This is a genomic window from Acetobacter conturbans, assembly GCF_011516755.1.
In the GTDB taxonomy this organism is placed as follows: domain Bacteria; phylum Pseudomonadota; class Alphaproteobacteria; order Acetobacterales; family Acetobacteraceae; genus Acetobacter; species Acetobacter conturbans.
The window spans coordinates 17,814-31,463 of the sequence record NZ_WOSY01000024.1 but is presented as its reverse complement, the minus strand read 5'-3'; the positions used below and the strand labels follow the sequence as shown (position 1 = coordinate 31,463).

The following is a 13,650-nucleotide window of genomic DNA, read 5'->3' as shown; positions in this document are numbered from 1 at the left end:
AGACGAACTCACGGGACTGATCCGGTATCTCGGTCAGGACGACTGGCAGGCCTGTTTCGCGGAAGTGCTCGGCGAGCACATTGGTCCGGCGCTGGATGCCGGAGACATCACTTTCGACGATCTGGCGGAGATGATCGGCCCTGACGTCGCCATGACACTGTGGGGATGCGCCTTCGAGGATTTTCTCGGGCAGGAGTGGGATGACGGCCGGAACTTCGTGGACGTCTATCTGAAGCGCAGAGGTTGGAAGGAAGGGCCGCGTAACAGCGCCTATATGCGCGCTCTCAAGGCCTCAGTCGTGAGTCTGTATGAAGTTTCGGACATCGTGCCCGGCCAAAGCCTGATGGCGCGGGACCTGCTGCGGGGTGGTGAACTGACTCTCGTGCACGAGAGCACGGCGACACGGACGCTGCGGCAATGGGACCGGATCGCCGCCCGGCTCGTACCGTCGGATGGAAGAATGATTCTGGCCGGTGGCCTGCTGGCCTATTCGCGGGAGGCCTGTGAGGATCTGGCCGCGAACCTTTACAAGGTGCTGCGTAAAAAGCGGGGGAAAGCGGAATTTCCTAGGCTGGACACCGGGACCCTGCGTGAACTGGCGCCGATGTTCACGCTGACCTGGTTGTTCCGCACCATGGAGAACATGGCGCGGCAGGTGGAAGCTCCGGTGCTGTTCAATGGCGATGGGGAGGATCTGGTCTTCCATGAGGTCTGTTTCCCGCTAGCAAAGGGTGTGACGCAGAAGAAAGTGGCGGATGCACTCGACGGTATTGCGGAACTGCGCCCCGAAAGCCGGTCGTTCTGGAACTGGCTGAAGGAGAGGAGTGCGGCGGTAAAGCCCTCCCGTCCGGCTGAGAAAGATGGGGACGGTCGTTTCCTGACCAGCGAGATGGAGGACGGCTCCATTGTGCTCGGGACGCTGGAAGCGAAGGGACGACAGCTCCGGCTGCAAGTTAATTCAAAGGAGCGGGCCGAGCGTGGGAAGGCGCTGCTACGCGCTGCTCTGGATGATCTCGTGGGAACACCGCTGACGCAGATCATGACGGCGGAACAGGCGATGGAGGAGAGCGGGAGCGGCGGACAAGATCCGGCGGCAGCGCTTCAGATCCCGCCCGAGGAAGAAGCGCGGATCATCGGGCAGATGCTGGAGCGCCACTATCGTCAGACGCTGGACGAACCGGTGCCGGCCCTGGGGAATGTGACGCCCCGTCAGGCTGCCCAGACCGCTGCAGGGCGGAAAAAGGTCGCCGCCTGGATCAAGGGGATCGAAAATACCACTGCCCGCGCGGGCGGTGGTCAGGGCGCAATGGCTGCGTACGACTTCGGGTGGATCTGGCAGGAGCTTGGTATCGCCGATCTGAGGAAATAGTCAGCTTTCGCCTTCATTCCGGACATTATCAGCGCGCTGATAATTTTTCTTAAATATAAGTTACAATATGCACGTCCAAGGGATAACCAACTCCATTTAAGTGCACTCAAAGGAATATTTTTAATCATGAGAACATCTATTAGGGCTCCGTGGATTCAGCCGGTTATCACGGGCGAAGATCTTGCTCGCGACGTGATAGATGACTTCGAAAGCTTCTTTGAACCAAAATTTGCAATCAAAATTTCACTCGAAATAGGTGATGTTGACTATGCCGTTACAAAGGGCTCAGGAAATGAAGCCCGAATTTTTATTTCAAGAGATATGGCCAATGAGATCATCAACTCACCTACGATATTTTTCTTTCATCTTTTTATAATTGGTCACGAGATTTCTCATGCCGTTCTTATGCATAACAGGGGGGCTTATCAGGAATTGTTTGTATATCGGTCGTTAGAAATGTGGGCAGATTTTTATGGTGCTAAAATAATGATGTGCCTCATCACCTATGGCCCAAACCTTAGGTCTATATTTTTATCTTTTTTCCATACGATAAATTTTTACCGTCAATCGTAGCTATGGGCCAAGCCGCAGGCCTCTTGGTCGATTACGTGTATCGTGTTGATGACCGTTATCCACCTCCCGTTGTACGGGTCGTCAGTATAACGAACGGCATCATTTCGTTTTTTTGGCGAGAGCATATAAATCTTCATCCAATCTGGCCTTACAGCATAATTAAGAGGATGACTGCTTCAAATACAGTGAAGGAACTCCAAATCCTCTATGGAGAGCGTCTCGTAGAGGGTTTTGCAATGAATGAGCCAGCTCGCCAATGGCACATCGATATGCAAGGTCTCAGTAAAGAAATAGCGCCTAGAGCAGATCCTGTCTGAATGCGTGCATTCAGACAGGTGAAGATGCTCGTAAAAACAATAAATTAGAGCATCTTCACCGAACCGGTTTTCGATGGAAATGCTCTAGTCTAAAGATGCCTATTAAAATCCACCTTTACTCATCTTTTAAACAAACAAAAAAAGAATGGGAGAAACGCTGCAGAGGGCGTGAGGACGAATTGATAAATATGGGTCTTTTGGAAAGATTGCCATCGGGAGATATACAATTGGGGCCGGGACCAAACGTTTAATCTGATAAGCTGAGTTTTCATCTTGCGTTAGCTCAACTGGTGGCTGCTTGTTTATTGCGGGGTGTTATCCCAAATGAAGTGGTCACCTGTAGTAAAGGTTGTTGATCAAGTCACATATAACGCGGAAGCAGACATTCTGCTCTCCCCCCCCCGTATAGCCGTCACCAATCAGGTGCGGGGCTCATGCAGCGCTTTGGAGAAGTGTGATCATCCATTCCGCCGCTCGGCCGCCCGCTCACGGATATGCGCGATGAAATGTCCCAATATGGTCGGAGATACATCACTTGCGGTCCCTCATTCATGTTGCTGATTTCCCTGGATGTTTCTCATCATGTCCGGGCGAAAAATACTATGAGGATGGCGGGACATGCGGGATCGGATACGGAATGAGGTTTTCCTTGATCGGGTTATGACGGCGGACGATGCCGCCGGACTGATCGGGGATGGCGACATTATCGCCACGAGCGGATTCACGGGCGCGGGATACCCCAAGGCTGTGCCCCAGGCTCTGGCGCGTCGCATCGAGGCGGCCCATGCAGAAGGCCATCCCTTCACGGTTCGCCTTCTTACGGGCGCGTCAACCGGCCCCCAGCTTGACGGTGCTCTCGCAAGGGCGGACGGCGTGGCCTTCCGCTGTCCTTACAACGGCGATCCCACCATGCGCACGCGCATCAACGAAGGCAGGACGCTCTACCTGGACATGCATCTCGGCCAGGTGGCGCAGAAGGCGCAGCAGGGACAGTTCGGGCGCCCTGACGTGGCCATTATCGAAGCCGTGGGTGTAACCCCGGACGGACAGCTCGTACTGAGTTCCTCAGTCGGCAACAGTCCGACGTGGGTTCAGCTCGCGCGCAGGATCATCATCGAGGTCAACACATGGCAGAATCCGGAACTCGGCGGTATCCATGATATCTGGCAGGGCGGCTGTCTGCCGCCCGGTGGACAGCCCATCCCCCTGCTCCATCCGGGCGACCGGATCGGCTCCGGCACGCTTCCGATCGACACAGACCGCCTTGCCGCTGTGGTGGTGACGGACGAACCAGACCGTAATGCCCCTTTTGCCGAGCCCGATGAGACGGCGCGTCAGATTGCAGGGCATGTTCTGGAGTTCCTCGACCATGAGGTCAGCCAGGGGCGGCTTCCGCACTCGCTTCTGCCGCTCCAGAGTGGTGTGGGAAACATTGCCAATGCCGTTCTGGAGGGATTGAACACAAGCCGTTTTGAAAATCTCACGGGATTTAGCGAGGTGATCCAGGATGGCATGCTGTCGATGCTGGAGAGTGGCCGCATGACCGTCGCATCGGCCTCATCGTTTTCCCTGAGTCCGCTAGCCGCAGAACGGATCAACGATAATGCCGCCTTCTTCCGGAAGAAGATCGTGCTGCGACAACAGGAAGTCAGCAACAGCCCGGAACTGATCCGACGTCTTGGAATTATCGCCATGAACGGCATGATCGAAGCCGACATCTATGGAAACGTCAATTCGACCTGTGTCATGGGCTCACGCATCCAGAACGGCATCGGCGGCTCCGGTGATTTTGCCCGCAATGCCTTCCTTTCGATTTTCGTCTCGCCGTCGACGGCGAAAGGCGGGAAGATTTCCGCGTTTGTGCCCATGGTGCCGCATACGGATCACATTCTGCAGGACGTGCAGGTCATCATCTCCGAACAGGGTGTCGCGGATTTGCGAGGACTGGCACCGACGGAACGCGCCCGTCAGGTGATCAGCCGATGCGCTCATCCCGACTATCGCCCGATGCTGCAGGACTATTTCGAACAGGCCCGCGCTCATGCCTTCGGTCAGCACATCCCTCATCATCTTCCGGCAGCCCTGGCCTGGCATCAGCGCTATATGGAGACCGGAAGCATGAAGAGCTGAAACAGGGCCGGGAGCGGAATGACAGAACTTCTGATCGTCTTCGCCGTCAGTGACGGGGTACAACTGATGGACATCGCCGGTCCGGCCGATGTTTTCGCGGAGGCAAACACCCTGCATGGCCGACCGCTCTACCGGTCCGTCCTTGCGGCAGCCCGGACGGATATCAGAAGCTCCTGCGGTTTCAGTCTGAAAGCTGACGTCCTTCTGGAAGAGATCTCCAGTCAGGCGGTCGACACCCTCCTGATCGCCGGGGCACCGGACGCAGCAGCACGCCCGTCCGATCCGCTTTTCACCGGCTGGCTGCGTCGACAGGCTCCACGCGCGCGGCGTTACGGTTCGATCTGTGGCGGCGTGTTCCCGCTGGCCGAAAGCGGATTGCTGGACGGGCATGTCGTCGCGGCTCATTGGGCAGACGTGGACACCGTGCGGCAACGCTTTCCCGCCGTCGCCGTGGAGCCGGACGCCATCATTGTGCAGGATGGCGCGCTTCGGACCGCAGCCGGTGTATCCTCCGGGCTGGATCTCGCACTTTCCCTGGTCAGGGAAGATCTTGGAGAGCAGATCGCCCGCGACGTGGCGCGCCAGCTTGTCCTCTTCTACAAGCGGCCGGGCGGCCAGTTGCAATATAGCCGTCAGAGACTGCTTTCACCTGCGGGCCGATCCGCCCTGCAGCATCTTCAGCGACAGATCATGCAGCGTCCTGACGCGAATTATGCTGTCGACGTCCTGGCGCGACTGATGCGGCTGGAGCGTCGCCAGGTGACACGGCTCTTCGCCCAGGAAACGGGCCTGTCGCCGGCTCAGTGGGTGGAGCAGACGCGACTGGCTCTGGCGCGTAGCCTGCTGGAGGAGGGCATGAAGCCGCCCAAGGTTGTCGCGGCGGAATGCGGCTTCGGGTCAGCCCGAGCTTTGCGGCGCGTGTTTCAGCGGCATCTGGGTGTGACGCCCGCCGAATACAGGAAACGGTTCGGTCGGCAGATATGACTGTTCGTGGGAGACAGGGCGACGGCACAAGCCGGGCCTGCGATCTATGATCGCGGCTGGCGGCATAGCTTCTCAGAAGGGGGGCGAAGACAGGGAAGTCGAAATTCCGCCTTCGCCTACATAGCTGACGTAGGTTCCTAGATTTGTGGGCGCGAGAAGCAGACGTGAGCACAACCGATCTTTTCAGCGATTCACGCCATCGTAATCCGGCGAGACAGATTCTTATTTGTACGATCGAGAACCAGCCTTACTGCTCAGAGGCGAACCTCAGGGGATAAGCTCTTTACAGAATTACTCATTCGAGCTTTTTTCGGCTAAGTAGGTCATTCAACAATGACCGCACATTTTTGATAAACACCCTGCCAGTTAAAATTCCAGAATTATGAGATGAGCATAATGAAAATCGTATATGCAGGCGCCCAACAAGATATTCGCAAAAAATATTTAGCTTCGAAAGATGATTTCCTGCTCCTGCTTCACGACCGCTGGGACGACTATAGTTACAAGACTCTCTTCCCGACGCTCTGCAGGATCAGCGGCGAGATAGTCGAGCTGGGTGCGGTAAAAATCCTGTTCGCAGGACAGATGTCCTCGCATTCGTTCCTCATCGAGAAACGTGAAAATGGCTGGAACGGCGAATTTCCGCTTGAGGATGCCGACTATATCTCGGTGACCGAAACGACGACATTTTACGAGCAGTTGTTGGAACTTCTACCCAAGGAGGGGGCGTTGAAAGTCGCTAAGAAACTGCGCGACGCCAGCTATCTCGCTCATATGGCGCAGGACGACAAGGCACTGGCGCTAATCGATACGGAAGGTTTTCGATGCTCATTGCAACGGGAACGTTCGTTGCAGAACAGCTTTGCAGAAGGGTGGCGGGTTCTAGATGGCCAGGCTTTGGACGTTACTGATCTCAGCTTCACCTTTCGCAATCCTACAGGCGACCTTTCCACATTGCGTATGAACTTCGCGAGCAAATCGCTGCTTCCGCACGATGTGAATGTGATCATTGGGCCGAACGGTGTGGGAAAGTCTTCTTTGCTACGTCAGATGGTTACGGCGTGGATACAGCCGGGCTCCGGTCACGCGGCCTTGAAGGGAGCATCCTTCGAACCTAGACCAAATCTCAGCCAGTTGGTCGCCATCGCCTACAGTCCGTTCGAGCGCTTGCCGGTCGATACCGATGACGAGGAAAGCCTCGATAGCCCTCTCAAGGACAAGGATATCTATCGCTTCTTCGGCTTCCGCGGACGACTGCCATCGCAGAAGACCGGACGGCCGACGCGTATCAGAAATAGCCTTGCTGTGCCGAAGGTCAATGCGGCTCGGTCACTTATCCAGTGCCTGACAGATGATCTACGATACAGCAACCTAAAGGCGTGGGCGAATAAACTGCGGACCTTACAGGAGGTGCTTGGTAGCGGAATCGACTTTGACGTGGCAGCCGTTCGACTTCTGCCCGATACGCCGTCCGAAGAACTTGTCGCAGACGACACCTTAGATGCGATTGATCTGATCAAAATCGAGGATACGGATAGCGAGGGCAAGAAGACTACGGCGTGCTATGTCCCGATCGCTCCTGAATCGAGTGGAATCAACGTGTCTGGCTTGCTTCGCTACGCCGATCTCGAAGATGGTGTCAGTTTTTTCAAGGACGATGTGCTGTTGCAGCTGAGTTCTGGGCAACGCCTGTTTTTCTACATCGTCGTCAACATTCTTGGCGTGATCCGTCGCAACAGCCTGGTGATAGTCGATGAGCCGGAGTTATTCCTCCATCCTACGCTGGAGCTACAGTTCGTCTCCATGCTCAAGCAGATCCTGCGGACATATGGCTCTAAGGCATTACTCGCCACGCATTCGGTCGTGACGGTGCGCGAAGTGCCGAGTAGTTGTGTCCATGTGCTAGAGGCGACCGAAAAAGGACTTGCGATCAAATCACCGCCCTTCGAAACGTTCGGCGGCGATGTCCAGCGTATCACTAGTTATGTTTTTGGCGACCGCTCGGTTTCCAAGCCACACGAGGCCTGGCTGCGGGAGTTGCTCGACAAGCATGACACAGCCGATGAGGTCATTGAGGCGCTTGGAACAGAGCTCAACGAAGAGATGATCATTCAGTTGCATGCAATGGAAAATGGAAAATGGTGACTCACCTTCGGCAACCTGAAGCATGTAGCATCGCTCTTATCGATGCGATCGTCGCTGAACGTGCGAGCGGGCGAAACGCCACGTTTTTTAATGGGCTTGCCGCAGAGTGGCGGCAACGTATCGAGTATTACATCGCTGAGCATGGCAATCCCGAAACTGTCCCCACATGGTCAAAAGCAACCGATCGTAGAACGCCCTTTCTGACGCTCTACAACACGCCACGCGAAAACTCCTCGCAACTCTCCATGCTTACCCAGCTGCGCGATCGAACGCTCCGGTTCTGCCCGTCGTGCGGAGAGGAGGGAACGCCCAATACGTTAGATCATTACCTACCAAAAGAACAGTTTCCGCACTTTGCGATCACTCCTCTCAACCTCACACCAATGTGTGATATTTGTCAGGGTGCAAAAGGGACCAAGACTACCGACGAGAGCGGTCGCAGGATGTTTTTGCATCCCTATTACGATGATTTCCTTGCCTCGCAGGTCGTCCATCTTACCATTGGTCATCCATTCAGCGCGCCTAAGGAATTCTTCCTAAAGCCTAGCCCTGACTTACCAAACGAACTCTTTGAATTGGTTGATCGTCATATTAAGGGGCTTGAAATGGAATGTCGTTACGGCAAATTTTTTCGCGACGAATACATCCGTCTGCTTCGCCTATCTCAAGAAGCGCGCGATGCCGGAGATGACGTTCGTAAAGACATTCAGAAGTTCAAACGCATGCACGAAATGCGCGCCGTGAACTTGTGGCCGCACATTTTCTATGCTGCTGTTGTTAAAAATCAAGAGTTGCTGGATTATCTCGCGAATGGCGATTTGCCAGCTATGCTTTGAGATATAGTGTTAGAGGAGATGTCCGCTATCTGGTTTTGGGACCGAAACCGGACCTTCCGCTCTCCCCCCTAAACTGCCTGTCCGCTCAAGGAATATGAAGCCGACAGGCGGGATACGCCTCATTGCAGAACTGTTTGCGTGAATGCGGTCATCCCGTAAGCGGACATTGTCATGTGACCAGCAAGGTCGTCTCGGGAACGAAGCCGTCGTTTGCGTATCAGGCGGGCGCAAGACTTGATCGGCTGTAAGCTTAGCCTAGCCTATATCAATCCTCCATCTCGTCACATGGATCATCGGGCCGGTCGTCGATAGCCATATAGCTCAGCGGAACGCCAAGGCGATGATGCTTGGGGAAGACTGCGAGCATCCAAGGTGTCTTGAGGAACTCATCGGCCTCGGCGCGATCTTCGTCCGGAGTCATCGAGCAAAGGGAGTCGCAATCTCCCTTCTTCCATTTAGCGTCATACGCTTCGTAGCGATCGACAATTTCGTCAAGATGGGAGCAGTCTTTTTCGTGCTCTGGAACGTGCACGCCGTAGGCATCCACTAACGCTCCATCAGGACGTTGGATCAGGAAATGGTCGATCCCTAATTGCAAGATAGGCCAGCCAGACAACTCGTGCATGCGTGCGGCAAGCAACGCGCATTGTCCATGCGCCCAGATTTTCACCTCGTTCTCAGTCGCTTGAGGATCAGCACCATATTTCTCAACGACCGAGTAATCCTCGTCAATGATCAGCGGAGCGGAGGCACTTTCATGTCCCGCGGGGGCACGGAATACGAACTGTGCACCCGCTTGGTGCGCGCAAAGCATTGCCCGAAGCTCGCGCTCGATTTCCGTTCTGCGCGTTGAGCAAGGATTAGCACTGACCTTGGACCAGACCACAGTCCATTCATTGATGCTAGTTCGGCCAATAGCGGCAATTTCAGGGGGAAGGGCATTGATGTCCATTTTGTTCCTTTTGGGTGTTGTCTGAAGAATGGGGATAGTACCACTGGATGGAGGTCGCCTCTTCACTAAAATGGGAGCGGCGAGGCTTTTGGACCTCCCTCCTTTTCAAAGCTTGTGCATCTAAGTGCGATTGAGCAGCCAATGGCCTTTCCGAGCGTGCAGGCCGGAACCGCCGCAAAGAGCTTAATCAATCTTCATGTAATTCGGGAATGAACGACCGCTTTCTGTCACTTCTCACCGCCAGCCTGCATTCCGATAGCAGACACGACTGATTCACAGCCTATCAACCGGAAGTGGATGCTCGTACAGACAGTCAGGATTAGTCTCATTTCGCAGAGAACGACCTTTGGAAAGCCCCTTACCGAGGATCCGGTCGCAACCCGATGCATTCACGTAATCATAACAAAGACAAAAATCTTCAGTCAGCCATTTTGACCTCCCCGAACTATTTTTTTAGCTTCCCTTGAAATAGCAAGATCGACTCACCATTAAATTAACCATGTCCATGGTTGCCATGACGTATGACGTGAAGCTGGACCTGTCCATGCGGATCGTGCGCCAGGGAGACCTCGCCAAGGTGGCTGTTGCTGCTGAGGTGTCTGTCGGCGCGGCAATGCCGTGCGCAGAGGATGGGCTAAGCCTGACCGTTGGTTTTGAAGCTGTGAATACTCCGTCTACTGACGGCCTCCAAGCAGCAGATAAGCATTCAAAGCGGCGGGCGTGGCCGGGGCGTAATGCGCTTGACATTGCTAAAAACCTGCTAAGGTGGAAGGCGAAGAAATGTGTGAACTTGCCCCGAAAAACCGGCTCGCCTGAGCTGGTCTACCGGTGTGCGCGGAATTCTGCTCGCGCTCGCCGCAGCGTCCATGGTTGCCATGACGTATGACGTGAAGCTGGACCTGTCCATGCGGATCGTGCGCCAGGGAGACCTCGCCAAGGTGGCTGTTGCTGCTGAGGTGTCTGTCGGCGCGGCAATGCCGTGCGCAGAGGATGGGTGTCCGTCAACGGTCGGGATTGTATGAGCGGAGGGCCCGAGCGAAGAACATGGTGAAAACATTATTTGAAGAAGTCAGAAGCGAACAAAACATTTTTTCAGCTTGGCGCCACGTCAAGCGTAGCGCTCTGATCTCAGGTAATGCCGATATTCGCGGCAAAGCCTCGGAGTTCGAGCATGCTCACCAGCGCCATCTTAAGCGCATCATCAATCAACTGCGCACAGGCAAATTCTCTTTTGATCCTGTCGAAGGCGTCTTGAAAGACAAGCGCAAACGCCTTGCCGCAGGTAAAGACCCACGGCCTATCGCAATATCTACTATCCAGAACCGTGTCGTTCAGCGGGCAATCCTACAGGTTCTACAGCCAAGGCACGCACGCGACTTACGCGATCCAGACACACGATATGAGACCGCTTGCGACGCCAGACTGGGGCGCATCAACGACGTTAACCGATCCAAATATGGCGTTGGAGGGCTGATCTACCCTCATGGCGGCGTTCGCCCCGCCATCGAGACAATCAGGACCGCGATTGATGGCGGTGCGAAATTCTACTTCCAGTCCGACATTCGGTCCTTCTTCACCAAGATTCCGACAGACAAGGTGATTGACTTTGTTCGGTGTGAAACCAACGACAACGCATTCGTTGATCTGTTCGCCAAGGCACTTGAGGTTCACTTGGGGAATGAGGATGAGCTTGTTGGCTACACGCACCTGTTTCCGAAAGGCGGTATCGGCGTTGCTCAAGGGTCCTCTCTTTCGGCCTTTGCGGGGAATGTATTGCTGTACGACATGGACCAGCAGCTGAATACCATGGGCGTAACGGCGGTTAGATACATCGACGACATTCTCATGGTTGGCGCCAACACAGCAGCCATCGACGACGCCAAAGTTTACACCGAGAAAACCCTGACAGACTTTGGTTTTGGCCTCTACACGCCAGCAGACGGTCCTGACAAAGCAGCGCAAGGAGAGTGCTGCAAGTCCATCAATTTTCTTGGCTGCACCATTCAGCCGAAGCGATGCGTCCCTAGTAATAAATCTATCGACAATATGAAGGAAGTCGTTCGAGAGACGCTCGCAACTTCGAAGGCAGCGATCAAAGAAGCGCTCACAAAAGGCGCCCCTCTAAATTCCAAACATTCGCAGAGCGCCACGCTAGACTCCCTAAATAAGCGAATTTACGGATGGCAGAAATCCTTCGCCTTCTGCAATCAACGTCAACCCTTCGAGCACCTCGACGAATACATTTCAAAACAGGTCTCGGGCTACCACGGTGCGATCGTCCGGCAACTCGGGAGGGCCAACGATGGGATAAAGACGATGATACTTGGTGTCCCCTCAACCTCCGCTATGTTCGATCTTGCGCAAGGCAAGAAATCAAAATAGGCAATGTATTACTCAACTGTTATTAGTCCTGATCCCACCGTGTCGTCACCTAGACTTGAAACGTCGGATTGCCGCCGACAGGCTCAAGTCAGGCACGCAGCCGCGGAAGTATGATTTTATCCGGAGTTAAGAATTGTTCTAAATAAAGTTGATCCAGACTTTTCCTTTTCCATTTTGTTCTAACTACTGCTTGCCACTTTCACTGTGGGTACCGCTTGACGTTCAGGCTCAGCAAGTTCGACAGCTTAGGGCTGGCACGAGGCAAAACCGTACGACCTGATTGGCGTCCGCTTCGGACTATTAGCCACTCCGAGCGTCTTTCATGCAAATGTCAGCTTTCTGAGTATTCCTTCTCAACAGCCGACTTTCTGTTCACCCCCCTGATCCGCCTGTCTGCTCAGTGATGCAGGAGCAGACAGGCTACTTACGCCTAATTCTGTTGAAAAAGTCGCTCTTGAAATAATCATAGCTTCCTGATTCAGTCGTCATCAATCAAGGAGTATCGGGGATGATGGGTGAGCGAACCGGGGTTCAGGAAACCCTGTTTTACGGGTTCAGCCTGGAGCAGCATGTACCAGACAATCACCTGCTTCGATCCATTGACCGGCTGATTGATCTCTCTGGAATTCGAGAACACCTTCGCCCGTTTTACAGTACAATGGGGCGACCTTCGATTGATCCCGAGCTTCTCATCCGGATGCTGTTGATCGGTTACTGCATGGGCATCCGTTCTGAACGACGCCTGTGCGAAGAAGTGCATCTGAACCTCGCCTATCGATGGTTCTGTCAGTTGGGTCTGGAAGGGGCTGTTCCAGATCACTCTACATTTTCAAAGAACCGACATGGCCGTTTTCGTGAGAGCAACCTTCTGCGCGAAGTGTTCGAGATGACCGTCCGGCACTGTATCGAGACGGGCCTGGTCGGTGGGGAAGGTTTTGCCGTCGACGCCAGCCTGATCCGGGCGGATGCCAATCGACAGCGGGCTGTGCCGGGAGACGAAGGTCTTCCTCCTGATGCGGCAGGGCGTGCCGTAAAAGAATATCTTGCCGTTCTTGACGATGCCGCATTCGGTGCGTCGACACCCGTTGTCCCTAAAAGGCTATCTCCCACAGATCGTGCGGCACGGTATTCTGCAGCCACGCCTAATCAGGCTTTCTTTTCATACAGCACCAATTATCTGATCGACCTCAGGCATGCTGTTATTGTCGATGTTGAGGCCACCACATCAGTGCGTCAGGCGGAAGTTACAGCACAACGTCGCATGATTGAACGGGTACAGCAGACCTTTGGCTTATGGCCCGAACGCCTGGCTGCGGACGGTGCTTATGGCGACGCCGCAAACCTCGCATGGCTGGTAGAGGACAAAGGGATCGAACCGCATATTCCTGTGTTTGATAAGTCAGCTCGCAACGACGGGACATTTGCACGCTCCGATTTCACATTCGATCATGAGAACGACTTTTACACCTGCCCGGGTGGCCATCAACTCCGCGCATCCAATCGAAATTTCACAACACCCCGTTCCCGTGTCGACAAGGATGGCTTCATTCGTTACCGAGCCCGCGTAAAAGACTGCAGTGGATGTGAATTCCGGCAGCACTGCACTCCGAATACACCTGCCCGCAAGATCATGCGGTCCGTGCATGAAGCCGCTCGCGATATGGCACGGGATATCGCCCAAACGGATGCTTACGTGACATCACGAAGGCAGAGGAAAAAGGTCGAGATGCTGTTCGCGCATCTCAAACGGATACTCAAACTGGATCGACTGCGATTACGAGGTCCAAATGGTGCCAGAGATGAATTCCTCCTCGCAGCAACCGCCCAGAACCTGCGTAAAATGGCAAAGCTGATGCCAGTCCTCTCTCTCCAGAGGACCACCTGAAGGAGACAGGCGGATCAAACTTCTCACAAGCCCCGATCCGCTCAACACAGCAAGCGACTTTTTCAACAGAATTGCCT

General features: G+C 54.5%; 10 protein-coding genes. 9 read left to right on the top strand and 1 reads right to left on the bottom strand.

Going from position 1 to position 13,650, the window contains the following annotated elements; translation table 11 throughout:
* The 6 genes from GOB81_RS17800 to GOB81_RS15445 all read left to right on the top strand — a co-directional run.
* The coding region (locus GOB81_RS17800; RefSeq protein ID WP_173571227.1) for a hypothetical protein at positions 1-1,369 on the top strand (1,369 nt) is incomplete at its 5' end.
* A 126-nt stretch (positions 1,370-1,495) separates the two neighbouring features.
* Positions 1,496-1,942 (top strand): hypothetical protein, encoded by a 447-nt coding sequence (locus tag GOB81_RS15465; protein WP_173571226.1) that lies wholly within the window; start codon positions 1,496-1,498, stop codon positions 1,940-1,942.
* A gap of 935 nt (positions 1,943-2,877) precedes the next feature.
* Positions 2,878-4,389, top strand: coding sequence for an acetyl-CoA hydrolase/transferase family protein (locus tag GOB81_RS15460; protein WP_173571225.1), 1,512 nt, complete (start codon positions 2,878-2,880; stop codon positions 4,387-4,389).
* An 18-nt stretch (positions 4,390-4,407) separates the two neighbouring features.
* A complete protein-coding gene (locus GOB81_RS15455) occupies positions 4,408-5,373 on the top strand; it encodes a GlxA family transcriptional regulator (protein WP_173571224.1) in 966 nt (321 codons plus the stop codon).
* A gap of 396 nt (positions 5,374-5,769) precedes the next feature.
* On the top strand, positions 5,770-7,518 hold the full coding sequence (locus GOB81_RS15450) for an AAA family ATPase (RefSeq protein WP_173571223.1): 1,749 nt from the start codon (positions 5,770-5,772) through the stop codon (positions 7,516-7,518).
* On the top strand, positions 7,512-8,354 hold the full coding sequence (locus tag GOB81_RS15445) for a hypothetical protein (RefSeq protein WP_173571222.1): 843 nt from the start codon (positions 7,512-7,514) through the stop codon (positions 8,352-8,354). Before GOB81_RS15450 ends, GOB81_RS15445 begins: the two co-directional genes overlap by 7 nt.
* Positions 8,355-8,619: 265 nt before the next feature.
* Here the strand turns inward: GOB81_RS15445 and GOB81_RS15440 are convergent, their stop codons facing one another.
* Entirely contained in the window at positions 8,620-9,306 is a 687-nt protein-coding gene (locus GOB81_RS15440) for a hypothetical protein (protein ID WP_173571221.1), read from the bottom strand.
* Positions 9,307-10,136: 830 nt separating this feature from the next.
* On the opposite strand from GOB81_RS15440, the gene GOB81_RS15435 reads away from it, so the two are divergent.
* The 3 genes from GOB81_RS15435 to GOB81_RS15425 all read left to right on the top strand — a co-directional run bounded on the left by GOB81_RS15435 (position 10,137) and on the right by GOB81_RS15425 (position 13,573).
* Positions 10,137-10,328 (top strand): hypothetical protein, encoded by a 192-nt coding sequence (locus GOB81_RS15435; RefSeq protein ID WP_173571202.1) that lies wholly within the window; start codon positions 10,137-10,139, stop codon positions 10,326-10,328.
* A 22-nt stretch (positions 10,329-10,350) separates the two neighbouring features.
* Positions 10,351-11,688 (top strand): reverse transcriptase domain-containing protein, encoded by a 1,338-nt coding sequence (locus GOB81_RS15430; protein ID WP_194299923.1) that lies wholly within the window; start codon positions 10,351-10,353, stop codon positions 11,686-11,688.
* 508 nt (positions 11,689-12,196) lie between these two features.
* Positions 12,197-13,573: a transposase gene (locus GOB81_RS15425; RefSeq protein WP_173571220.1), complete on the top strand. Its 1,377-nt coding sequence runs from the start codon at positions 12,197-12,199 to the stop codon at positions 13,571-13,573.
* Positions 13,574-13,650 lie beyond the last annotated feature (77 nt).